This window comes from Methylicorpusculum oleiharenae (assembly GCF_009828925.2).
GTDB lineage: Bacteria > Pseudomonadota > Gammaproteobacteria > Methylococcales > Methylomonadaceae > Methylicorpusculum > Methylicorpusculum oleiharenae.
This window is the reverse complement of the sequence record NZ_WUTY02000001.1, coordinates 3,001,019-3,025,898: the sequence shown is the minus strand read 5'-3', so window position 1 is coordinate 3,025,898 and position 24,880 is coordinate 3,001,019. Positions and strand designations below refer to the sequence as shown.

Below are 24,880 nucleotides of genomic sequence, written 5' to 3'. Positions count from 1 at the left end.
GGGCGCGCTTGAAACGGTTATTCAAAAAGGCGGTAGTATAACCTTAAACCCTTCGCAGCGGGTCAGTGCGTCAGCAACATCGCATCACCGTAACTGAAAAACCGGTATTGCTGCTCAATTGCATGCTGATAGGCTTTCATGATGTTTTCGTATCCGGAAAAGGCAGAAACCAACATTAACAGGGTAGATTCCGGCAGGTGAAAATTGGTCAACAGGGCATCCACCGATTTAAACTGATAGCCAGGCGTTATAAAGAGTTCGGTATCACCAAAACCCGCCGACAAACAGCCCGATTGTGACGCCGATTCCAAAGCCCGCACTGCCGTAGTTCCTATCGCAATGACACGCCCTCCCCTGGCACGAGCCTGTTCAACCGCCTTAACAGTTTCTTCGCGTACGGCGAAATATTCTTTATGCATGATATGCTGCGATAGGTCTTCAACGCGCACAGGCTGAAAAGTACCGCTACCCACATGTAAGGTCACAAACGCCGAATGAACCCCTTTCGCGCTCAGTGCTTCAAGTACCTCTTCAGAAAAATGCAAACCCGCAGTGGGCGCAGCAACAGCACCTTCCTCCTGCGCAAAGACGGTTTGATAACGGGTAATGTCGGTTTGATCGTCGGCTCTATCGATATAAGGCGGCAACGGAATATGGCCGATTTGCGTCAGCATCTCCAGCAGACTTTTATCGCCTTGAAATGACAAATGAAACAGATCGTTATCACGACCTAGAACCCGGCAAAAATAGCCTTGCTCCAGGATAATTAACGAATCAGGCTTGGGAGCTTTACTCGCTCTGATATGAGTTAATGCCTGATCGCTGCCCAGAATCCGTTCAATCAGAATTTCAACTTTGCCGCCCGTTGCTTTTTGACCAAACAACCGGGCAGGAATCACTTTGGTGTTATTAAATACCAATAGATCATCAGGATTGACCAAATCAATAAAATCGGAAAAATGCTTGTCACTGATTTGGGACTGCGCAGAATCAAGACATAATAGCCGGCTCGCGCTGCGTTCAGGTAGAGGTCTCTGGGCTATCAGATGTTCCGGTAACAGGTAGTAATAATCGCTTTTTTTCATGGCGTGCGATGTTACCAGTTTATTAAACAGAAAAATACATCAAATATACGCTTGCAATGCACCCGGTCTTTGATTATATTATGCTCTCTTTGCCGGGGTGGCGGAACTGGTAGACGCGCCGGATTCAAAATCCGGTGATGGCAACATCGTGCCGGTTCGATTCCGGCCCTCGGTACCAAAGATAAAACAAGGACTTAGGCTTTTTTGGCCCAGTCCTTTTTTTATGCCTGAAAGTTTTATCCCCTTTATAAAAAAGCCCCTCAACAACCACTGAATTTCATCCAAAAAACGGAACGGTATTGTCCGGCTCTTTTCATCATGAACGAGATTTAAGCTTTAGTCCGAATCATTTCCGTTAGAAAGTTCAACACTCCTTCAGACTCATTTAACATTAGTACGTGTCTCAAAAGTTGGCAGGAGAGCCTTTGGTTAGTCTATTGAGCATCAAATTGATCATGGCAATATGGACAAATGCTCGACTGGATTCAATACTGACTTCATAATCCTTACTCAACCGGCGGTAGCGATAAAGCCATGCAAAGGTTCGCTCCACGACCCAGCGACGTGGCAACAATTCAAAGCCTTTTGCCTTATCGGATCGAAGAACAACGGCCCAGGCAATACGAAAACGCTCCGCTATCCACGCGCTAAATTCTTGGCCACGGTAGCCACCGTCGACCCAAATGCGCCGCAGTTTTTTACAGCTGCCCGTCAGTGACGCCAGGATTAATTTCGCCCCTTCTCGTTCCGGCACATTCGCAGTGGTCACGACGACCACCAGCAACAGACCCAAGGTATCCACCAGAATATGGCGTTTACGACCTTGGATGCATTTGGCCGCATCGTACCCTTTGATAACGGCCAAGGCAGTGGTTTTAACGCTTTGGCTATCAATACTGCCCGCCGTAGGATGTTTATGACGCCCGGCTTTTCGCCTGACCTGAGCCCTCAGCGTGTCGTGAATACGTTCCCATGTTCCGTCTTTAATCCAGCGCCGGTAATATCCGTATACCGTTTGATAGGGCGGAAAGTCATTGAGAGGCAGGAGTCGCCAGGCGCAACCGCTACGAGCCATATACAAAATAGCATTAACAATTTTGCGTAAATTCACTTGTCTAGGCGCCCACCTGGCAAGGCGGCCGAAAATAAATCTTGGATCAACTTCCATTTTCTATCGTTTAAATCGGTTGGGTAGCGTTTAATCTGTCTCTTCTTAGCCACGGCAAAAAATTAGATTTTTGCAGATTTAGGCAGCATTGGCGACTTTTAAAACACGTACTTAGAAGAGGCTCTGGAAAGGGCTTATGAGAAAGATGACCAGCAATGGGCGCAGCAACTGCAAAGACTGCTGTTACTTTTTGAGGTTAAGCTGCCTGACTTTACGCGGTAATAGGCTCCAGATATCCGGCGCACTATAAAATACGCTGAAAAGTTAAAATCAGTGCTAATATGTCACTTTGAAAAGTGTACATTATTATAGTAGCTCATTATGACTCTTCCCACTCACAAAGATACACGCGGCGGGGCCAGATCCGGCGCAGGTCGTAAAAAAGGCTCGTCGGTTTACGGTGAAACGACACAAGCAATCCGGGTACCGGAAAGCATGATTCCGGAATTGAAAAATCTGCTGCAACAGCGTCAACAGCAAAGTCAGCAAACCCGGGTTTCATTCGAAACTTTCCAGCCTGACAGAGACGCACCCAAGACAGCCTTACCTTTATTCAGTGGCAAAGTGGCGGCGGGTTTTCCCTCTCCGGCCGACGATTATATTGAAAAAACGCTGGATCTGAATGAGTTGCTGGTACAAAGACCGGCGGCGACTTTTTTCGTGCGTGCGGAAGGCGAATCAATGCTCGGTGCGGGCATTCATCCCAACGACATTCTGGTCGTAGACCGATCGCTGGAACCCGTCACCGGTAAAATCATTATTTGCGCACTAAACGGCGAATTGACGGTAAAACGTTTAAAAAGTGAGCGTGACGTCATCGTGCTGGGTGCCGAGAATCCGGCTTATCCCGATATTGTCGTTCAGGACGGAATGGATATGGTCATCTGGGGCGTGGTCACCAACGTGATTCATTCGGTCTAACGGTTATGCCAGCTCAGCCACGTATCGCTTTAGTGGATTGCAATAATTTCTATGTCAGTTGCGAACGCGTATTCAGACCCGACTTGTCCATCAAACCGGTTGCCGTACTGAGCAACAACGACGGCTGCATTGTCGCCAGGAGCCCTGAAGTCAAGGCGCTTGGCATAAAAATGGGCACTCCTGTCTATCAGATCAGCCGCTTGATAAAACAACACCACATCACGCTGTTTTCATCCAATTACACGCTGTACGCCGATATGTCCGCACGCGTCATGACGCTGCTGGAAAACTTCTCGCCAACGCTGGAAGTCTACTCTATCGATGAATCGTTCCTGGATTTGACAGGCATTTGCGATAAGGATCCTCTCGCATACGGTCAGAACATCCGGCGCACCATTGCTCAAAATACCGGCATCCCGGTCTGTGTCGGTATGGGACCGACCAAAACATTGGCGAAACTTGCCAATTATGCGGCTAAAAAATGGCCGAAAACCGCAGGTGTCGTCGATCTCGCCGACGCTGAGCGCAGGGCAAAACTGATGCGTCAGGTGCCGGTCAAGGAAATCTGGGGTATAGGCGCGCGTCTGGCCCAACGCTTGAATACACTGAACATACTAACTGCCTGGGATTTGGCTAACCAACCGGTTGACCGGATTCAAGCACAATTTAATATTGTCCTGGCACGCACGGTGATGGAACTGAACGGTATCGCTTGCTTGATGATGGATGAGGTTGTTGCGGACAAACAGCAAATTGTCTGCTCGCGCAGTTTTAAAAGACGTCTGACCGAAGAAGATGAACTGGCCGAAGCATTGGCCGAATTCTGCAGCCGCGCCGCAGAAAAACTCAGAAATCAGCACTCTGTAACAGGAGCAATCAGCGTGTTTATCCGCACCAACCCGCATAACGCCCAGGAGCCCTATTACCAGCGTTCGGCCAGCATGATTCTGCCGCAAGCGACACAAGACACCCGGCTCCTTGTCCGTGCCGCCAAACAGCTATTGAAATCACTCTTCAAGACCGGTTACCGCTATCAAAAATGCGGCGTACAATTGTCGGACATCCGTCCTGCAACCCAGCCTGGGCAGGACGATTTATTTTTATATGACGATCAAAACCACACGAACAATGCTGCCGTCCTGATGGATACTGTCGATCAGATCAACCGACGCTTTCATAAAGCCATCACCGTTGCTGCGACGGGCCTAGGGCAGCGCTGGCAAGTCAGTATCAACAACAAATCCAGCCGGTACACCACCGAATGGAGCGAGTTGGCCAAAGTCAAATGCTGTTAGGTGACGGTTAGCATTCAATCAAATTAACCGCCAAACCGCCGCGTGAAGTTTCCTTGTATTTCGTCTTCATATCCGCACCGGTCTCGCGCATCGTTTTGATCACTTTGTCCAGCGATACAAAATGCGTGCCGTCGCCCCGTAAAGCAATGCGTGCGGCATTAATCGCTTTGACCGAACCCATGGCGTTGCGCTCGATACAGGGCACTTGAACCAAGCCGCCGACCGGATCGCAGGTCAAACCCAGATTATGTTCCATGCCTATCTCGGCGGCATTTTCAACCTGTTCGGGCGTTCCGCCCAATACTTCGGCCAACGCGCCGGCAGCCATTGAGCAGGCGACACCGACCTCGCCCTGACAACCGACTTCGGCACCGGAAATCGACGCATTTTCCTTATATAAAATACCGATGGCGGCAGCGGTTAATAAAAACCGGATAACGCCTTCTTCATTAGCCCCTTCGCAGAATTTCCAGTAATAATGCAACACAGAGGGAATGATGCCCGCTGCACCATTGGTCGGCGCGGTCACAACCCGACCGCCCGCGGCATTTTCTTCGCTGACCGCCAAGGCAAAAAGGTTAACCCAGTCCAGCGTTCCGACAGGAACTCCCGGCGTCTGATGAGGAATCTGATGTGTCATCTGTTGATAGAGGTGCGCCGCCCGGCGTTTGACTTTCATGCCTCCGGGCAAAACACCTTCGGCATGCATACCTCGCTCGACACAGGCTTGCATGACCTGCCAGATGGCCAGCAAATGGCTTCTGATTTCTTTCTCACTCAACCATGCTTTTTCATTTTCCCACATCAGCTGACTGATGGATTTTTTATGCCGGGCACACAGTTTAAGCAGCGCGTCGGCAGATTTAAACGGATAAGGCAGGCAGGTATCATCATCGACTAAGCGGTCACTGGCGGCATTTTCACCGGTGACGACGAATCCGCCGCCAACCGAATAATAATCCTTTTGCAAAAGTTCGTTGCCTCCAGCATCGATTGCCGTAAAGCGCATACCGTTGGAATGGAAAGGCAGCAGTTTTCGATGAAAAACCAGTTGTGCTTTTTCGTTGAACGTAATTGACCGGCGCTTGAGTAAATTAAGACGGCAGGTATGCCGGATCTCTTCCAGTCTGCCGGGAATAATCGATGGATCGATCAAATCCGGGGACTCTCCTTCCAGCCCCATCATGACGGCCTTGTCGGTACCGTGGCCTTTACCGGTCGCTCCCAATGACCCATAAAGCGCAATATGGATAGTCTCAACCTGCTCGATAAGGCCGGACTCTTCTAGTTTTCGCGCAAACTGCAACGCCGCCCGCATTGGCCCCACCGTATGAGAACTGGAGGGGCCAATTCCGATTTTAAACATATCAAATACGCTGATTGCCATGACTAGCCTTAAGTGTGATGCAACAAAACTTGAAATTAAACAATAGACCAACTTCTTTAGCCTGTGTTTTTCAGAAACCTGGATAAATCAAGCAAAATTTAAACCAGCCAGAGTGTGTCCACTGATTCCAGTCTGGTAATGACGATCAGAGCAAGCAATTTCAGTCGCGCGCATTTACCTTTGCCCTCTGTTTAGTGATCAGAAAAAATCACCAATGTTCATTTTTAGTTCACAGGGTAAGTACTCTCTTGCATTAAATTGCAGGCGTAGGTGAGCAGGCATCCCAATTGAACACTCACACAGAGGCCTAATCCTATAGAATGCATTATCATGGTGCGTTAATTTTGACCATCGCCGACATTTGGCCGGAATCCGGTCATTTTACTGGTCTATTGAAAAAACGAGATTCTGTGAGAGCCGCTAAACAGGCACACTGATTATGAAGGCGCATTTTTAAAACTCAGTCAGGAAACATCGGGTAGCTCAAGTATTTACTAATGAACACGCTTTTTAATTGCAAAATATTCGCCCATCGCGGCGCCAACCGACAAGCACCAGAAAACACAGTGGCCGCGTTTGATCGAGCGCTGAACCATGCCATCGACGGGATAGAAACTGACGTTCAGTTAAGCCGGGACGCCATTCCCGTTCTGTACCATGACCAATTTCTGGATAAACTCGGCCTGCCCGGCAAGCCCATCGACGATTTTGATTTCAAGCAACTTCAGGCAATGCGTTTTACCCAAACTCCGGATTATGAGGGATTGATCAGTCTGGAGGCTTTTATCCGCAAATACAGGGGGCGTTGCACTCTGAATCTTGAAGTCAAACACCAGGAAGGAGAGTCGGTCAGTAGGCAACAGCAAAAAATGCAGCTAACGCTGGACATCATCGGTGAGTCGCAAGCCGACGATGTCTTTGTATCGTCATTCAATCTGCAAAGTCTGGAAATTGCTTATCAATATTCGAGGAAAACACCTCTTTTTTACATTTTGGAAGCCCCTCATACGGACCATGATGTTGACCTTGCATTAAGTAGACAGCTTTTTCTAACCGGTTTTTGTCTACCGATTACCGGCATCACCTCGTCGCTGGTCGAACACTTACAGGCACTTGGCAAAACGGTCGTGACCTATACCTGCAACAGCGAGGCGGAAATTCAGAGGGCATTGGATCTCAACGTGGCGATGATGATCACCGACGATCCTCAACTTGCCTTGAAACTAAGATCATCAAGACACGCGATGCGTACGGGCTAAATACATAGACGCAATCTATGGTTATTTGATCAAAACCTTGCTGATAAAAATACTTTCCTTGCCTTTCTCAAGAAAATAATTGAAACCGTATTTATCCACAAAATCTGTGGATAACCCTGTCTTTAAACTGTTTCAACACCTCTCAAACCCTTGTAAACACTGAAGCTGAATTAATCTGATCATAATCTTACCGTTTTTTAAATAATGCTATTCACAGAACAAAATTGTTTCTGAAGCTAGACTTGTTGTCATCGTCCAAGGCACTTGCGAGAAGTAGTTCAACTGCTATTTTCTTAAACACTGCATAGCCCACGAAAAGCGCGAAAGACACAAAATACAATCTGTTGCAAAAAACTTTTCAATCAACCACCTGCACCCAATAACATTGAAGGGGTGAGCAGATACTGAAAATTATTTAATTGGTTATTGATTTTTCGGAGTACTAATGGGATTACAGGACCGCGATTATTACAAATCAAGAGACAAGAAAGTCTACTCGACAAACACATCCGGAAAAATAAGCTCATCACTTAAATTCCTCTTATCCCCCTTTTTGACGCTTGCCATTCTCTGGTATGGCGCTGATCGTCTTCTGGACAAAGTAAAAAACGTAAAAACCATTCAACCGGTTTCTGTGATAACACGTCATAAATCTCCTGATTTAATTCCAGGAGGCCTTATTTTGAAGACGGATCGACAAGGACATTTCAGAGGAACCGTGCTGATAAACAATGTCGCCATGCCCTTTTTGATCGACACCGGAGCGACTACCACCTCGATTCCTGCCAACATGGCAAAAATAGCCGGACTGCCTTTAGGAGGCCTGGTTCCTACTCATACAGCGGGCGGACAGGTTCTTGATCATCAAACTCGAATAGATACCCTGAAAATGGGTAACGCGGAAATAAGCAATCTTGATGCTCATATTAATCAGCATCTGACCGAGGTATTGATTGGCATGAATACATTGAAGTATTTTCATATCACTCAAAATGGAAATACGCTGACCTTGGTTGCCTATAACAGAACAGAAGAAATTGCTGAAATTGAAAGCGAATTAGCCTCGGCTTTGCCGGAAAATACTGACTTACCGGCTCTACCTCAAGAAGCCATAGCAGTTGAGAAGAAAGTCAAACCGACTTGGAAAAAAACAGTGATTTGTGATGAACAAAATCATTGTAAAACGACTTACAGTGATCATTGATCCTTTGACTGCCCAGCGTTTGGAATTTGAAACCTGAAGAAAAAGCGATTATTCAACCCATCTTAACTGTTCTGTTACCGGCGCTCTCAAGGAGAAAAAGTACCGTTAACAGGAACTTACCATTGCTTTAATTAATAAACCGCTCATCTTTTTTCATCGGACTCTTCACCGATTTCCCATTCTTCAATGGAGACTTCAATAATTTTTCCAGTTGCGGCATCGACTTCCACTTTAGTTTCCACGCCCTTATCGTTGACTATGTCGAATTCGAATGAGGCGCTCCCATCCTTTTCAATTTCATATTCGACTTCTTCAATTTTGCCCGGATAAGCTTTTAAAGCTACCGCTGCAGCATCTTCTTCAGTAATTTTAGCTTTTTGATTGAATGCCTGGCTTTTTGGATCAGCAACCTCACTTTCAGTTTCTGTTATTTTGCCGGTTGAGGCATCGCACATAAATTCCCATTCAAACCCGTTAGCGTCTTTAACTTCAACTTCGTAAAAGGGTTTACCGGACACATTCAGCTTTTCCAGTTTTAACACGGTTCCGATTTTGTCTTTCTTTACCGCTGCCAGACACTCTTCCAGAGCCTGATCACCTGCCGCCGAGACAGGCATTGCAGCGTTAAAACTCAGCAACATGGCAACACTGATTAGTTGTTTTTTCATTTTGGACTCCAGGCGATTTAGAATGAGGTATCAGGAATTATTCCCGATTTTCGGGAATTCTAACCGTGACACTTAAATCAGTCCATTGTTTTTAGCGATAAGCTTGAATTGCTCATTATGTTGTACATTTAATTTGCGCCGAATAGCCGTTTGACAATTAAATACAGTTTTTAAAGAAATAGTCAGTTGATTAGCGATGTAGGTTATCGGGAAATCCTCGGCAATCAGGCAAAACACATCAAATTCCCTGGAACTTAGCGTATCAAAGGGTTCCAAAATCTTCTTGATATGCCGCATGGCCAATTTCTGAGCCACGTCGTTATCGATATAAATAGCTCCCTGGTGTACCGCCTGAAAAATATCAGCCACTTCTTGCTGTTCATGTTTGCCTGTCAAAATTCCGCGTGCACCGGCCTGAAGATAATTGACGGCATTTTGAATATTTTCCTGCAAATTGAAAATGATAAATTTACTCGTTTCCGTTTTTTGCTGCGTCTGCAAAAGTTCGAGAATAGATTCGGAGGGCATTAATCCATCAAGCCCCACCAAATTAAACGCTGAAAAATCAGCTCCACAGGTAAAGTCAGGAGTAAGCCGGTAGCGTTGAATCTCAAAATCATGACGTTGTAAACCGTCATACCCTTCAAACGGATCATGCCCATACGACAGCAATAACAGATTTAAGCAAGAACTACTCATGGTTTTATCATTAGCTGGCCAGAAAAGACCCTACCCTAAATTGAGCAGGATTTCGTTATCATTTTACGTCTTGTCAAAGACCGCCCAACCGGCAATCCCATCATGTTAAAATAAAGCCCTTATTGAGGATGGAGTCACTTTAATCCTTCAACTCGTGTTATGCATCTTTTATACTCCGCGCGGTCATGTTTGCGGCTTTTATGGCAAGGCTATTTTGTTCGAGAGCAAGGCGCGGAAACAGGCGCATAGCAAGAAGCTATGTAACTGTTTTCGCAACGCCGCTATCGGACAAAAGAGCGCGTCAGAAAACCGAAAATCTGGTCGCGCGAAGTATATTACACCGGCTTTACAACTTTTTCTTGCCCATGACCCTCGACAACATCGATTCAGAAATCACGCCATCAATCACACCGACGCCGTCTCATACACCGATGATGCAGCAATATCTGCGCATCAAAGCGGAACATCCGGATACCTTGCTTTTTTATCGTATGGGCGATTTTTACGAGCTGTTTTTTGAAGATGCGGCAAAAGCAGCACAATTACTTGATATCACGCTCACCAGCCGCGGTCACTCCGGCGGCACGCCTATTCCCATGGCCGGCATTCCGTATCATGCCGCAGAAGGTTACATTGCCAGATTATTGAAACAATCCGAATCGGTCGCCATCTGCGAACAAATCGGTGACCCGGCAACCTCCAAAGGCCCAGTTGACCGGAAAGTCATACGCATTATGACACCCGGCACGGTAACCGATGAAGCTTTGCTGGAAGATCGAAAAGACAATCTGTTAGTCGGTACCCATGTTGACGGACAGAAATTCGGCATTGCCAGCCTTGATTTGACCAGCGGCCGTTTTATCTTGCAGCAAATAGATACGCAGGATGCCTTTTTAAGTGAAATTGAACGCCTCAACCCGGCAGAACTGCTGATTTCAGAAGATTTCCGGCTGCCCGATGCGCTAAAACAGCGGCGCGGCATCTGTAAGAAAGCGCCCTGGCATTTTGAAATTAACAGTGCGCGCCAGCACGTACTGAAACAATTCAATACCCACGATCTGAAAGGATTTGGCTGCGAGAACATGCCGGTGGCTGTCGCCGCCGCCGGTTGTTTGTTGCTTTATGTCAAAGAAACACAACAAACGGCTCTGCCGCATATTCAAGGCATTCAGGTTGAACATAACAGCGACAGCATCATTCTGGACGCGGCCAGCCGCCGTAACCTGGAACTGGATTATCACCCGTCGGGCCAGCTTCAATATACCTTGTTCGGTGTGCTGGATAAAACCGTTACAGCCATGGGTAGCCGCTGCCTGCGCCGATGGATTCATCGGCCTTTGAGACAGCAGGAACGTTTGAAAGCGCGGTATAACAGCATTGAGTACTTGATGACAGACCGTTGTTATCAGACCCTTCAGCGCCTACTCAAACAAACTGGCGATATCGAACGCATCAGCTCAAGGATTGCGCTTAAATCGGCGCGGCCCCGAGATTTGCTGGTACTGCGTGATACGCTGACCGTTTTGCCCGATTTGCATTCAGCGCTATCGCAAATAGAAGACGCCGAACTAGCAAGACTGCAAAACCAGTTAGGCGAACATCCGCAATTACTGGATTTACTCCGAAAAGCAGTGGTTGATAATCCACCCGTACTGATAAGAGACGGGGGAGTCATTGCCCCCGGTTATCATATTGAACTGGACGAACTGCGTAACTTGAGCCAGCATGCGGATCAATACCTGCTCGATATGGAAGCACGCGAAAAAGCTGCAACTGGCATCAACACCCTCAAAGTCAACTACAATCGCGTCCACGGTTACTACATCGAAGTGCCGCGTTCTCAAGCGGATAATGTCCCTGCCTACTACACGCGAAAACAGACGCTGAAAGGCGTTGAACGCTATATCACCGCCGAATTGAAAAGTTTTGAGGATAAAGTGCTCAGTGCCAAGGAAAAATCCTTGTCGTTTGAAAAAGCCTTGTATGAGCAGTTATTGAATATCATCGCTGAATCGTTACTGGCGCTGCAACAGTGCGCAAATGGGTTGGCTGAGCTGGATGTACTGGTCAATTTTGCTGAACGCGCCGATACGTTGAATCTCATCAAGCCTTTACTGACGCAAAAAACAGGCATACAGATAGACAGCGGCCGCCATTTGGTAGTCGAACAAGTCTCCGCCGTTCCATTTGTCGCCAATGACCTTAACCTGGGCAGTCAACGCAAAATGCTGGTCATTACCGGCCCCAATATGGGCGGTAAATCGACTTATATGAGGCAAACCGCATTGATCGTTTTGATGGCGCATATCGGCTGTTTTGTCCCGGCCAAATCCTTTAGCTGCGGCCCCATCGATAAAGTATTTACCCGTATCGGCGCATCGGATGATCTGGCCAGCGGTCGCTCGACTTTTATGGTGGAGATGTCGGAAACCGCCAATATTTTGCATAACGCCACTGATAAAAGCCTGATCCTGATGGATGAGATTGGCCGGGGCACCAGCACGTTTGACGGCCTATCGTTAGCCTGGGCCTGCGCCGACTATTTAGCCAAAATCACTAAAGCGTTTACGCTGTTTGCCACGCATTATTTTGAACTGACGGCTTTGGCAGAAGAACAAAAAACCATTCACAACGTACACCTTGAAGCAATGGAGCATGGCGATAAGATTATTTTTCTGCATGCGGTTAAAGAGGGCCCCGCAAGTCAAAGCTACGGATTACAGGTCGCTTCGCTAGCTGGTGTCCCGGCTGTTGTCATCGATAAAGCCAAACAAAAATTACATCATCTGGAAAATACCGCTTATCTGGAACAACAAGCCGGAGCAGGCAACCAGCAACTCGACTTATTTACCGGCAAGGAATATCACCCGGCCGTTTCTTTACTGTCAGAACTGGATCCTGATCAACTGAGTCCACGTCAAGCATTGGAATTGCTTTACCGGCTTAAGGGGATGATTTAAGGAAAATTGCAACCGGCTTAACCAAGCTTGGATGAACCGGTATTTTTTTTAACAGTTATCCGGAAACCATTTTTGAAACCTGTTTCCGGATGCTATGCATATATGACCATCGTAGATCGAAATTCGGCACCGGGGTGCCCGTCAAAGGAAGCCGTAAACCATCCCTGTAGACCTATGCCGAACAACCCGTTGCCTCCTAGGCACTGCCAAAAATGAAGTGCGAAAGGTATAATTTGGATCTACTGGCCTTTTTCTTCGCGCAATACTTCAACCAGTTGTTTTGCCGGGAGATAGCCGGGATACACACTGCCGTTTTCAGTCACAATCATCGGCGTGCCGCGTGCTTCAAATTCAACACCTAACTGCATGTGAGCATCCACCGGATGTGTGCAGTCTTTAGCTTCGATGTTTTCGCCTTTTTTCGCTTTGGTCAAAGCCGCATTTCTGTCACTGGCACACCAGACCGATACTGCTTTTTTGTAAGAATCGGTATCTTTGCCTGAACGGGGAAAGAAAAGATATTGAATGGTTATGCCTTCTGCCATGTATTGATCAATTTCGGAATGCAGCTTCCGACAATAGCCGCAGTCAATATCGGTAAATATAAAGACCTTGTACTTACTTTCCTTGGGTTTAAAGACGATCATTTGATCTTCACCCAATTTTGCCAATGCATTTTTCCGCGTTTGAGACATTTTGACTTCCGTCAAATCGGTTCTTGCCGCCACATCGACTAAACGCCCTTGTAACAGATATTTACCATCTTCTGACATGTAAAAGATATTTGCGCCAACCACGACTTCGTACAAACCTTTAATTTCAGAAGGCTGGATAGACTCGGGATTAATTGAAGGCATTGATTTTTTCAATGACTCTTTGATCGCGTTTTCATCGGCGCTCACCATAGAAGCGCTTAATACGGCACCGGTTAGCATTAGGGTTCTGATAAGTTGCTGCATGACTCTTCCAGGTAAGTTAATTTCGGTAATGGACTACTAGAAAAAGTTATCGTTCATAACTTTTTGCGCTGTTACAAAGCAATTTACTGAAACAAGCGTTCCAAGTCCAAAAACATGGCCAAGGCCATGAGGGACAGGAGTAACAGAATGCCCGCTTGTTGAAATACAAGCTGGACTTTTTCGCTGACTGGACTGCCTTTTACGGCTTCAATAGCAAAAAAAAGTAAGTGCCCGCCGTCCAGGACAGGAATAGGCAAGAGATTAAGTACCGCCAAACTGATACTGATTTTTGCCAGAAATGACAAAAACTCAACCAAACCTCTCTCGGCAGAAATACCGGCAAACTGGGCAATACTGATAGGTCCGCTCAGATTTTTGACCGATGCGTTGCCGATCAACATATGCCCCATCATCTTTAATGTAACCTTTGAAAAAAAGGTAGTTCTCGATACGGCGGTCTGCATTGCAGGCCAGGGTGATAATGAATGTGTGACCTGTAAAGAGGCAATCAGATCTTCGGGTATCAATGCAGCGGCGCCAATTTTACCAACTGCCACGCCATTTTCTTCAACTTTCTCAGGCGTAATAGTCAATTTGAGCTCAACGCCTTCACGTTCGAGCGTCAGCTCAATCGGCGTATCGGGGCGTTCCTTGACATAGTCAACCCATTGCATCCAGTTTTCAATTGAAACTTCATCCGCTATCAGTAAGACATCACCGCTCTTCAAGCCGGCTTTTTCTGCAGGTTTACCCTCAAGCACCTTGCCGAAAACAGCTTTAATGGGCGGCATCCAGGGTACCAATCCCAGTTTTTCATACAGCTGTTCAGGATTTTTCTGTAATACCTCGGGTATTTGCAACACCTTGGTCTGGCGCTCGTCGTCAGCGCTTTTTACTTCAATACTGAGTCCGTCAGAGGCCGGTTGGGCGGCTGATGAAAATATCATTTCCATCACTTCACTCCAGGTTTTTACCGTTTCTCCGCTTACGGCAACAATCTCATCTTTCTCAACAAAACCGGCTTGTGCCGCCAGCGTTTCAGGCATTATTTGGCCAACAATCGGACGTAACCCGGTTTCGCCCATCATCAGCACAAACCAAAACAGCGCTATGGCAAGGATGAAATTAAACACCGGACCTGCGGCAACAATCGCGGAACGGGCGAGAATGGATTGACGGTTAAAAGCAAAAGGCAAGTCTGAAGTTGCAACTTCCCCCTCTCTTTCGTCTACCATTTTCACATAACCACCCAGAGGGATAGCCGAAATGACATATTCGGTAGAATCGGGTGTCTTTCTGTAAGACCACAACACTTTACCGAACCCGACTGAAAACCTCAGTACTTTGACGCCAGCTTTACGTGCTACCCAGAAATGGCCGAATTCATGAAAGGAAACAAGAATACCGATGGCAAGGATAAAATAGAATAAGGTATGCATCAACGCGTTCAGTTAGCCAACGACAACAGATTTTGCCTGGCTACATCCCGGGCCTGACTGTCTATAGACAGCACTTTTTCCAGCGTATCCCCTTCGCTCACCTCAAATGACTGCATGGTTTTCTCGATGACGACAGGAATATCGGTAAACCGGATCTGTTCGTTTAAAAATGCCTCTACCGCAATTTCATTAGCGGCATTCAATACTGCAGGCATGACGCCTCCGGCATTGATAGCTTCAATGGCTAATCTCAAGCACGGAAAGCGATCAAGATCCGGCGCTTCAAAATCCATATGTTTGACATCGAAGATATTAAGAGGCGCCGCGCCTGAATCGAATCGCTCCGGCCAGGCCATGGCATGGGCAATAGGAATCCGCATATCGGGATTACCCATTTGTGCCAGGACAGTCCCATCGACATAATCGACCATGGAGTGAATGACGCTTTGGGGATGGATCACAACTTGTATTTGTTCTGGCTTCATGTTGAACAACAAGCAGGCTTCGATTAACTCTAGCCCCTTATTCATCATGGTCGCCGAATCCACCGATATTTTCCGGCCCATATCCCAGTTTGGATGAGCAACCGCTTGTTCAGGAGTAACGTACTTGAGTTTGTCCAGAGGCATCGTTCTAAAAGGGCCGCCTGATGCCGTCAACAGAATGCGGCGGACGCTTTTAGCGGAATGGCCTGAAACATAATGGGCCGGCATACATTGAAAAATAGCATTATGTTCGCTATCAATGGGTAGCAGGTGCGCGCCGCAATCTCTCACCGCATGCATGAACAGGTCTCCGGACATCACCAGGGCTTCTTTGTTGGCCAGTAAAACCGTTTTTCCTGCTTTGGCTGCCGCCAGACTGGGTAAAAGACCCGCAGCCCCGACAATGGCCGCCATTACGGAATCAACCTGATCCAGTGTTGCAACGGTTTCCAATGCATCGGCACCTGACAGAACCTTGATGCCATCAATAGCTGAAGTTGAAATACGCTCTGCAAACAATTTGGCATTGTTTTCGTCGACGACCACAACATACTCGGGCGTGTGCACCAGACATTGTTCGTACAACGTATCGATATTGTTGTTAGCAGTGAGTGCGATGACTTTGTATAAATCCTTATGCCTTGCCGCAACATCCAATGTGCTGACACCAATTGATCCAGTAGCTCCGAGAACACAGATGCCTTTCATCAGATTTGACCTCCCATCAGGTAAATCCCGGCATAGAAAAAGGGTGCCGCAGCAATAATGCTGTCGATTCTGTCCAGAATGCCACCGTGTCCAGGCAATAATGAACCACTGTCTTTAAATCCGCCCTGGCGTTTTACGACACTGATGAACAGGTCGCCATAAATAGAAATAAGTACCGTCAGAACTGACAGCAATATGAAATCAGATAGCACAATCAGGTGAAACTCAAAAATCAAACTCACCACAATAGCGCTGACTACAGCACTAACTAATGCGCCGTAAAAGCCCGCCAACGTTTTACCCGGACTGATTACAGGGGCTAATTTTCTATCACCGTATTTTTTACCGGTAAAATAAGCCGCTATATCAGCCAGCCAAATCAGAACTAAAAAGTACATGGCCATATCCGCGCCATAGAATGCTTTCAAACGATAGAAAAACATCCAGGCAGAGAGCAGAATAAACCAGCCGATCAGCCCTTTATAGGACAGTTTTACCTTAAGATTTAAAAAGGCCTCCGGCGTATTTCTGATAAGAACCATGACCAACAGCCAAAACAGCACAGGAAGCACCACTAACCACTCAATAATCCCGGATTGGGTTCTTATTTCCGGAAAATTGGTTAATTGGGCCGCAAACTCCAAAATGTAGGTCCAGAAATAGATGCCCAGCATCGGTAAAATCAGGCCGACTTGAAACAATATCCGGCCTGTCCAGCAATTAATGCCTACCAGTGCAGTCCATTCCCAGCCTGCCAGCAGTACGATCAGCCCAACCAATAAAACAAAGTAAGGCACCGGCATTAAGTAAACAGCAAGAACCACCAAGGGTATAAGTATGAGAGCCGTCAGGATGCGTTGTTTTAACATTTTTATAGTAATTGTTGTTATAAGGTAATTGTTTTATTAAGCACTTGTTCACCGGTATGGCCAAATCGGCGTTGACGCGTTTTAAAACTTTTAATGGCCTCTTCCAAGGCGTTCTGATTAAAGTCCGGCCAAAGCGTAGGCGTAAAATAAAGTTCGGTGTAAGCCAGTTGCCACAAAAGAAAATTGCTGACCCGCTGCTCTCCACCGGTTCTGATAAACAAATCCGGTTCAGGAAGGTCTGCTGTGGATAAATGCTGATCGATACACTGTTCGTCAACATTCTGGATTAACAGTTCGCCTTCACTGACTTTGCCCGCTATCTTCTGAAAAGCCTGAGACAAATCCCATCGTCCACCGTAATTGGCAGCGACGACCAAGGTCAAACCCGTATTATTTTGAGTTTGAATTTCACCTTCAGTGATCTTTGACCGTAATTGCTCTGAAAATGCCGCTCTATCGCCGATAAAACGAACACGCACGTTATTTTTATCGAGCTTGTTAATTTCTTTTTGTAATGTCGAAATAAACAAACTCATCAGCATCGACACCTCTTCAACCGGCCTCCGCCAATTTTCACTACTGAACGCGAACAAGGTCAGCACCTCAATGTTGTGCCGGGCACAATAATCGACGATGGCCCTGACCGCCTTGACACCGGCTTTGTGCCCCATGGCGCGCGGCATCATTCGTTTTTGCGCCCAGCGGCCGTTACCATCCATAATAATGGCGATATGGCGAGGATTTGACTCTGACGGTAGGGATGTCGATGCATCAGCAGACATATATTTATCCTTTTAGATAGACAATAAATCCGCTTCTTTAACTTCCAGATGTTTCTCAATATCTTTGATGTATTGATCGGTCAGTTTTTGGATTTTCTCTTCTGCCGCTCTGGCGTCGTCTTCTGAAATCTTTTTATCTTTTAACGCTTCTTTAATTAAAGAATTTGCATCACGGCGAATATTGCGTATGGCAACGCGTCCATTTTCAGCTTCATGCCTAACCACTTTCACCAAATCGCGACGGCGCTCTTCAGTCAAAGCCGGTAAAGGTAAACGAATGACCGACCCATTCGTTGAAGGATTCAAACCCAGATCCGAAGTCATGATGGCTTTTTCAATCGCTTGCACCATGTTTCGTTCCCAGGGAGTCACTGCCAATGTCCGTGCATCTTCTATCGCTATGTTGGCGACCTGAGACAATGGCGTGGGCACGCCATAATAAGAAACACTGACCTGATCCAATAAACTGGGGTGTGCACGTCCTGTTCTTATTTTTGCGAAATCATGGAGCAATGCTTCCACGCTTTTACCCATCCTTTTCGCTGCATCCTGTTGAATATCACTTATCATTCTAAAATCCTCTTTCAACGTTCAATTAGAGAACCAATGTCTTCGCCCTGCATCAGCCTCATCACGGCACCTTGTTCGAATATATTCATAACCCGCATAGGCAAATTGTTGTCACGGCATAAAACCAAGGCTGTCGTATCCATTACATTCAGTCGCTGATCCAATGCATCATCGTATGTCAGTCTTGAATAGAATTGGGCATCTTTGACTTTTTCGGGATCTGCAGAATAAACGCCTTTTACTTTGGTCGCCTTAATCATCAGTTGCGCATTGATTTCAATGGCCCTGAGACTGGCTGCCGAGTCGGTCGTAAAAAAGGGATTACCGGTTCCGGCAGCAAAAATAACCACGCGGCCTTTTTCCAAATGCCTGACAGCTCTGCGGCGAATATAGTCCTCGCAAACCTGATTAATCTTTAGCGCCGACATTACGCGCACTTGTAAACCTAAAAATTCCAGCGCATCCTGCATAGCCAAGGCATTGATCACCGTGGCCAGCATTCCCATCTGATCACCGGTAACCCGATCCAAGCCTTCAGATGCTTTTTGGGCGCCTCGTAAAATGTTACCGCCGCCAATAACCAAACCGACTTCTATACCTGCTTCACATAGCTCCTTTATTTCGGTGGCCAATCGTTTGACAATTTCTGCATCGATGCTGCCTCCCTTCTCGCTCATCAATGCTTCACCGCTTAATTTTAATAAAATTCTTTGGCAGATAAGTTTTGTCATAGTCACATAGGGTGATTAGTCATTTAAGTAAATCCCCGCAGTCACGCGGGGATTGAATTGAATTAAGCGCCTCTAACTTGAGCCATTACTTCTTCAGCAAAATTCTCTTCTTTTTTCTCGATACCTTCGCCGACTTCAAAACGGGTAAAACGAATGACGCTATTGCCTTTAGATTTCAGCAACTGGCCTACCGTAGTTTTGTCGTCTTTTACAAAAGGTTGGCCTAACAGGGTAATCTCGGCCAAAAATTTGCTAATCCGGCCACTGATCATCTTTTCGATAATCTCGGCAGGTTTGCCACTTTCCAGTGCTTGCGCCGAGAAAATGTCTTTTTCTTTATTGATCTCGTCCTGAGAAACCTGGTCATCCGATACACAAACCGGTTTGCAGGCAGCAACGTGCATGGCAATGTCTTTACCCAAGGCATCATCGGCTTTGGCCAATTCTACCAATACGCCAATTTTGCTTCCATGCAGATAGCATGAAGCACCGCCCTCAGATAATTTGTAAGTTTCAAAGCGTCTAATGGTAATATTTTCACCTAATTTGGCGATTAACTCACGACGCACTTCATCCACTGTTTTGCCGGATTCCAGCTTCATTTCCTGAAGTTGTTCAGGCGTTTCAACGTCTGAAGTCAACAATGCAGTTGCGATGTTGTTCAGGAAACCGATGAAATCTTCACCCTTGGCAACAAAATCGGTTTCGCAGTTAAGATCGACGATCGCTGCGGTTTTGCCGTCACTTGCGATTTTAGCTCCGATCAGTCCTTCAGCCGCTATACGACCGGATTTTTTATCGGCTTTGGCTAAGCCGGCTTTACGCATGTTTTCGATTGCGAGCTCCAGATCTCCATTTGCTTCAACCAATGCTTTTTTGCATTCCATCATCCCTGAACCGGTTCTTTCCCGCAGTTCTTTAACCATGCCTGCACTAATACTCATTATTACTCTTCCTCAAATTTCTTAACTGTAAAAACGCCTCCCATGAGGAGGCGTTCATGATGCTGTGTTAAACGTCAAATCAGGAATTACACATTAAAGATCATGACTTTTATAATTTCCACAACAGCCTGGTATTTCTGACCATCGCCAGCGTTTCGCAAACAATTGCATAGCTCGTTAAACGCCTTGAACAGTTATGAAAAAACTGACTGGGATGCGTAAGTTATTAATTTTCAAGTTTCTTGAACTTTGTGTGCAATTCGCTTTAAATCAAACTTTATTCAGCTGAAGCGGATTCTGATTCTTCTACAAAATCATCTGCTTGCGCTGAAAGATCTAAAATTGCTGTTTTTGCTTCCAGAACTGCATCAGCGACACTTTGGCAATACAGTTTTACTGCACGGATAGAGTCATCATTTCCAGGAATGACATAATCGATGTCATCGGGTGAATTGTTTGAATCGACAATACCGACCACTGGAATGCCCAGTTTTTTGGCTTCACTGATGGCATTTTTTTCATAGCCGACATCCATGATGAACAACACATCCGGAATGCCTTTCATGTCTTTGATTCCACCCAAGCTGCGATCCAGTTTTTCCATTTCGCGCTCCATACCCAAAGCTTCCTTTTTGCTGAATTTGTGGTAGAGCGAACCATCCGCTTTCATTGCTTCCAGCTCTTTCAGACGGTTGATTGATTTTTTTATCGTTTTGAAGTTGGTGAGCATGCCCCCCAACCAACGATGATTAACATAAGGCATTCCACAACGCTTTGCCTCTTCGGCTACTGCTTTACGCGCTGCTTTTTTTGTTCCTACAAACAGAATGGTACCCTTGTTTGCAGACATTTGACCCAGGTAATTCATTGCGTCGTTAAACAGAGGAAGCGTTTTTTCCAAATTGATGATATGGATCTTGTTACGAGCCCCAAAAAGATAGTTAGCCATCTTGGGGTTCCAGTAACGAGTTTGGTGTCCAAAATGAACACCCGCTTCTAACATTTGACGCATTGACACTGCTGCCATTGATTTTTCTCCTGATTGATTGATCGAAACCTGCGTTTCGAGTTGGGTTACGCCTCCACTTACCCCTCTTGGAAACCTGTTTTGTACTTATTACAAAAACAAGCACCCTACCAAGCGTGACGATAAGTGTGAGTATTGGTTAAAAAATGAACTTGCCTTTATACCATAAATTATTTCGTGCAACAATTCGATTTCTGCTAAACTCGCCTATCTCCGGAGCGTTACAAACTATAAACCTCTCAGCTGACTCCATGTAGAATGCCGGTTTGCTGAACAAATCCTTATTAATTGTCTGTCATTTTCTGTCAATCCATTCATGTCGATCTCAATAAAAACTCCCAGTGAAATTGAAAAAATGCGTGTCGCAGGCAGACTGGCCGCGGAGGTTCTGGAAATGATTGAACCTTATGTATTACCTGGTGTAACAACGAATGAACTGGATCGAATCTGTCATGATTATATCGTCGAACAGCAAATGGCCATCCCTGCCCCGCTCAATTACAGGGGCTTTCCAAAATCGATTTGCACTTCCATCAATCACGTTGTTTGTCACGGCATCCCATCAGATAAAAAATTAAAAGAAGGCGACATCGTCAATGTTGATATCACTGTGATCAAAGACGATTACCACGGGGATACCAGCAAAATGTTCTGCGTAGGCAAAGTGAGTCAGCACGCCAAGCGCTTGATATCGATTACGCAGCAAGCGCTTTATATCGGGACAGAACAAGTCAAACCGGGCGCTACATTAGGTGATATTGGTCATGCCATTCAAAAATTTGCCGAATCGAATCACTATTCGGTCGTACGCGAATTTTGTGGTCATGGCATAGGCAAAAATTTTCATGAAGAACCCCAGGTGCTTCATTACGGAAAACAGGGGGAAGGCATAACGCTTGAACCCGGCATGATTTTTACGATAGAACCCATGCTCAATCAGGGCAAACGTAACGTTAAAGTCCTGTCAGACGGCTGGACAGCTGTCACAAAAGACCGCAGCCTTTCCGCTCAATGGGAGCATACCATTCTGGTAACCGATCGAGGACATGAGGTGCTGACCCTTCGCAAGGAGGAACAGTGACATTAACTGACATAACGCCTGAGCTATTTAATCAGCCGGATTGTATTGCTCAGTTTAAACAGATTATAAAGAATAAGAACGCCACGCTTAAACAGGACTTCGCTCCCCAAAATCCTGTTGCGCACTTGCTGTTTGAAAAAGCCGATTTTGTTGATCATTTACTCGTCTGCGCCTGGGTACATTACCTGAGGACTGCGGCAAAAGACTTGAGTTTGATCGCTGTTGGCGGCTATGGCCGCAAGGAATTATTCCCCTACTCCGATATCGATATCGTCATTCTCCTTCCTCCTGACTCGGCGCCAGACATTCAGGACAGACTGACCAATTTTTGTAATTTTCTGTGGGACATTGGCCTGAAGCCAGGCTTGAGTGTGCGTACTGTAAATGAATGCATACAGGCAGCGAAAGACGACCAGACAGTCATGACCAGCCTCCTGGAAACCCGGCTTATTTCCGGTAGCCAAAGGCTTTACGAAAAAGTACTGGAACCCATTAAAAAGAAAGAAATATGGCCTTCGGCAGAATTCTTTCCCGCCAAATTGCTTGAACAGGAACAGCGCTACTTCAAATTCCATGATACCGCTTACAACCTAGAGCCCAACATTAAAGAAGGTCCAGGCGGATTGCGTGACATGCAAATTATTGCCTGGGTATTCAAACGACATTACAACTCAACCACGCTTAAAGAACTGATCAAATACGATTTTTTACCCGAATCGGAATACGATGAACTGATCAGTTTACGCAGCACACTCTGGAGCATTCGATACGCGCTGCAGTTACTGACCGGGCGCGATGAAAACCGCTTGTTGTTTGATTTCCAGCATGACTTGTCGATACAGTTCGGCTTTATTGATGCCAACATCAATCATGGCGTGGAACAGTTCATGCAATACTACTACAAGACCGTTGTTGGCCTGGAACGTCTCAATGAAATGTTGCTGCAACTGTTTAACGAACGATTCCTCTGCACAGAAACGACTTACCAGCATATCAACACCCGCGACTCTAAACTGATTGTGATCAACGGTTATCTGGAGGCGGAGAACGAGCAGCTATTCGAGAAAAATCCGCTTGCACTGCTTGAGATTTTCCTGATCCTGCAACAGAACGTTTCCTTGAAAGGGATCAGAGCCAAGACAATCAGGCTTATTCGTAAAAGCCTGCATTTGATCGATGACACGTTCCGGAAAGACAAAAACGCCAATCATTTGTTCATAGAAATATTGCGCCAGCCTCAGGGTATCACCCATGAGCTTCGCCGCATGAACCGCTACGGGGTTTTGGCCGCCTACCTGCCCAGTTTTGCCCATATCGTCGCACGCATGCAGTATGACTTGTTTCATGTCTATACCGTTGATGAACACACCTTGTTTGTGATCAGAAATTTACGCCGATTTTCTCTGGATAAACATATCAACGAGCTCCCCTTTTGTAATGACGTTTATTTGATGATCGGCAAACCGGAATTGCTTTACATAGCAGCATTATTCCACGACATTGCCAAAGGCATGGGCGGCGACCATTCGACCATAGGTGAAGATATAGCAAGAGAATTCTGCATACAGCATGACTTGTCAAAACACGATATTAAATTGGTAACCTGGCTGGTCAGAAATCATCTGATCATGTCTATGACGGCCCAACGCAAAGACATCAGCGACCCTGAAATCATTCATGAGTTCGCTCAGTGTGTAGGCAGTATTGAATATTTGAATTATCTCTATTTACTGACTGTCGCGGATATCCGGGCCACCAATCCAGAGCTTTGGAATTCATGGAAAGACGCCTTGCTGAAAGAGCTTTATAACGCAACCTATAGCGCATTACACCGGGGTCTCAAAGTTCCGATCAATATTCATGACCGGCTTGAAGAAACGAAAAATGAAGCCCTTGAAGAATTGATCAAGCTGGGTTTAACTCGAGAACATGTTTTGGCGTCATGGAAACATGCGAGTGATGACTATTTTTTGCGTTATTCGGTTGATGAGATTACCTGGCATACGATAGCTATCTCATCCTGCGATGAAAAAGACTTGCCGCTAGTCCTGCTTCGCCCTCAAACACAGCGAGGCAGCGCTGAAGTATTCGTCTATACCCATAATGAAAACCATATTTTCTCAATCAGCACAGAAACGCTGGATCAGCTGGGCTTGACTATTTTAGATGCACGTATTGTAACGACTCATGACCAGTATGTGCTTAACAGCTTTCAGATCTTGGAACAAACCGGCGAACCAATTATCGACTTGTACAGAGAAATTCATATTTGCTCTTCATTACGCAAGAACCTGAAAGAGCACACGATCACCAAACAAAAAAACATACGGCGCCAATCCAGACAGGCCAGACATTTCCCAATACCGACCACGGTATTTTTTCACGAGGACCCGCTGCACAAATGCACCATCCTCGAATTGATTACGACCGATCACGCGGGACTCCTGTCAACTATCGGGCAGATTTTCAATCGTAATGACATACGGTTACACGACGCCAAAATTACCACTATCGGCAGCCGTGCTGAAGATATGTTTTATATCACTGACGACCAAACCAAACCGATCAGAAACATGAAGAAGTTGGCGAAGCTGGAAAACGACATTATTAACAGCTTGCGATCGATCAGTTAAAACACG

At 46.2% G+C, this 24,880-nt stretch carries 21 protein-coding genes and 1 tRNA gene; 8 read left to right on the top strand and 14 right to left on the bottom strand.

Features of this window, described 5'->3' with window-relative positions; translation table 11 throughout:
• Positions 1-62: 62 nt before the first annotated feature.
• Positions 63-1,085: a tRNA preQ1(34) S-adenosylmethionine ribosyltransferase-isomerase QueA gene (gene queA, locus GO003_RS13635; RefSeq protein WP_159652639.1), complete on the bottom strand. Its 1,023-nt coding sequence runs from the start codon at positions 1,083-1,085 to the stop codon at positions 63-65.
• A 91-nt stretch (positions 1,086-1,176) separates the two neighbouring features.
• On the opposite strand from queA, the gene GO003_RS13630 reads away from it, so the two are divergent.
• Positions 1,177-1,263 (top strand) — tRNA-Leu (locus tag GO003_RS13630).
• A 225-nt stretch (positions 1,264-1,488) separates the two neighbouring features.
• Here the strand turns inward: GO003_RS13630 and GO003_RS13625 are convergent.
• Positions 1,489-2,306 (bottom strand): IS5 family transposase gene (locus GO003_RS13625; protein WP_407942102.1). Its coding sequence is split into 2 segments (ribosomal slippage): positions 1,489-2,207 and positions 2,207-2,306, totalling 819 coding nucleotides; the frame shifts between segments, so codons are not numbered across the junction.
• A 268-nt stretch (positions 2,307-2,574) separates the two neighbouring features.
• On the opposite strand from GO003_RS13625, the gene GO003_RS13620 reads away from it, so the two are divergent.
• Positions 2,575-3,174 (top strand): LexA family protein, encoded by a 600-nt coding sequence (locus GO003_RS13620; protein ID WP_159656154.1) that lies wholly within the window; start codon positions 2,575-2,577, stop codon positions 3,172-3,174.
• A gap of 5 nt (positions 3,175-3,179) precedes the next feature.
• Positions 3,180-4,469, top strand: coding sequence for a Y-family DNA polymerase (locus tag GO003_RS13615; protein ID WP_159656152.1), 1,290 nt, complete (start codon positions 3,180-3,182; stop codon positions 4,467-4,469).
• Between the two features lie 7 nt (positions 4,470-4,476).
• Here GO003_RS13615 and GO003_RS13610 read toward each other — a convergent pair whose 3' ends face one another.
• Positions 4,477-5,796: an L-serine ammonia-lyase gene (locus GO003_RS13610; RefSeq protein WP_407942124.1), complete on the bottom strand. Its 1,320-nt coding sequence runs from the start codon at positions 5,794-5,796 to the stop codon at positions 4,477-4,479.
• Positions 5,797-6,353: 557 nt separating this feature from the next.
• On the opposite strand from GO003_RS13610, the gene GO003_RS13605 reads away from it, so the two are divergent.
• The gene (locus GO003_RS13605) at positions 6,354-7,115 is read left to right on the top strand and encodes a glycerophosphodiester phosphodiesterase (RefSeq protein ID WP_159656148.1); all 762 of its coding nucleotides are present in this window, start codon (positions 6,354-6,356) and stop codon (positions 7,113-7,115) included.
• A 445-nt stretch (positions 7,116-7,560) separates the two neighbouring features.
• Positions 7,561-8,319, top strand: coding sequence for a retropepsin-like aspartic protease family protein (locus tag GO003_RS13600; protein ID WP_159656146.1), 759 nt, complete (start codon positions 7,561-7,563; stop codon positions 8,317-8,319).
• Positions 8,320-8,462: 143 nt separating this feature from the next.
• Here the strand turns inward: GO003_RS13600 and GO003_RS13595 are convergent, their stop codons facing one another.
• Together GO003_RS13595 and GO003_RS13590 are read right to left on the bottom strand one after the other, a co-directional pair.
• Positions 8,463-8,987 (bottom strand): PepSY domain-containing protein, encoded by a 525-nt coding sequence (locus GO003_RS13595; RefSeq protein WP_159656144.1) that lies wholly within the window; start codon positions 8,985-8,987, stop codon positions 8,463-8,465.
• A gap of 72 nt (positions 8,988-9,059) precedes the next feature.
• The gene (locus GO003_RS13590; RefSeq protein WP_159656142.1) at positions 9,060-9,686 is read right to left on the bottom strand and encodes a LuxR C-terminal-related transcriptional regulator; all 627 of its coding nucleotides are present in this window, start codon (positions 9,684-9,686) and stop codon (positions 9,060-9,062) included.
• 434 nt (positions 9,687-10,120) lie between these two features.
• On the opposite strand from GO003_RS13590, the gene mutS reads away from it, so the two are divergent.
• Positions 10,121-12,646, top strand: a complete 2,526-nt coding sequence (gene mutS, locus GO003_RS13585; protein ID WP_159656156.1) for a DNA mismatch repair protein MutS — start codon at positions 10,121-10,123, stop codon at positions 12,644-12,646.
• Between the two features lie 239 nt (positions 12,647-12,885).
• Here mutS and GO003_RS13580 read toward each other — a convergent pair whose 3' ends face one another.
• The 9 genes from GO003_RS13580 to rpsB all read right to left on the bottom strand — a co-directional run bounded on the left by GO003_RS13580 (position 12,886) and on the right by rpsB (position 21,160).
• Positions 12,886-13,605, bottom strand: coding sequence for a disulfide isomerase DsbC N-terminal domain-containing protein (locus tag GO003_RS13580; RefSeq protein ID WP_159656140.1), 720 nt, complete (start codon positions 13,603-13,605; stop codon positions 12,886-12,888).
• A gap of 83 nt (positions 13,606-13,688) precedes the next feature.
• Entirely contained in the window at positions 13,689-15,044 is a 1,356-nt protein-coding gene (gene rseP / locus GO003_RS13575; RefSeq protein ID WP_159656138.1) for an RIP metalloprotease RseP, read from the bottom strand.
• Between the two features lie 8 nt (positions 15,045-15,052).
• A complete protein-coding gene (gene ispC, locus GO003_RS13570) occupies positions 15,053-16,237 on the bottom strand; it encodes a 1-deoxy-D-xylulose-5-phosphate reductoisomerase (RefSeq protein ID WP_159656136.1) in 1,185 nt (394 codons plus the stop codon).
• Positions 16,237-17,106: a phosphatidate cytidylyltransferase gene (locus GO003_RS13565; RefSeq protein ID WP_159656134.1), complete on the bottom strand. Its 870-nt coding sequence runs from the start codon at positions 17,104-17,106 to the stop codon at positions 16,237-16,239. The genes ispC and GO003_RS13565 overlap by 1 nt, the downstream gene beginning before the upstream one ends.
• A gap of 17 nt (positions 17,107-17,123) precedes the next feature.
• Positions 17,124-17,888, bottom strand: a complete 765-nt coding sequence (locus tag GO003_RS13560; protein WP_159656132.1) for an isoprenyl transferase — start codon at positions 17,886-17,888, stop codon at positions 17,124-17,126.
• A gap of 12 nt (positions 17,889-17,900) precedes the next feature.
• Complete coding sequence (gene frr / locus GO003_RS13555) at positions 17,901-18,458, bottom strand: ribosome recycling factor (protein ID WP_159656130.1); 558 nt, start codon at positions 18,456-18,458, stop codon at positions 17,901-17,903.
• Positions 18,459-18,472: 14 nt separating this feature from the next.
• On the bottom strand, positions 18,473-19,189 hold the full coding sequence (gene pyrH / locus GO003_RS13550) for a UMP kinase (RefSeq protein WP_159656128.1): 717 nt from the start codon (positions 19,187-19,189) through the stop codon (positions 18,473-18,475).
• A 62-nt stretch (positions 19,190-19,251) separates the two neighbouring features.
• A complete protein-coding gene (gene tsf, locus GO003_RS13545) occupies positions 19,252-20,133 on the bottom strand; it encodes a translation elongation factor Ts (RefSeq protein ID WP_159656126.1) in 882 nt (293 codons plus the stop codon).
• 277 nt (positions 20,134-20,410) lie between these two features.
• Positions 20,411-21,160 (bottom strand): 30S ribosomal protein S2, encoded by a 750-nt coding sequence (rpsB, locus tag GO003_RS13540; protein WP_159656124.1) that lies wholly within the window; start codon positions 21,158-21,160, stop codon positions 20,411-20,413.
• Between the two features lie 316 nt (positions 21,161-21,476).
• On the opposite strand from rpsB, the gene map reads away from it, so the two are divergent.
• Positions 21,477-22,241 carry a type I methionyl aminopeptidase gene (map, locus tag GO003_RS13535; protein WP_159656122.1) on the top strand — a complete coding sequence of 255 codons (765 nt, stop codon included), beginning with the start codon at positions 21,477-21,479 and terminating at the stop codon, positions 22,239-22,241.
• A complete protein-coding gene (gene glnD, locus GO003_RS13530) occupies positions 22,238-24,874 on the top strand; it encodes a [protein-PII] uridylyltransferase (RefSeq protein WP_159656120.1) in 2,637 nt (878 codons plus the stop codon). The genes map and glnD overlap by 4 nt, the downstream gene beginning before the upstream one ends.
• The last annotated feature ends 6 nt before the right edge of the window (positions 24,875-24,880 follow it).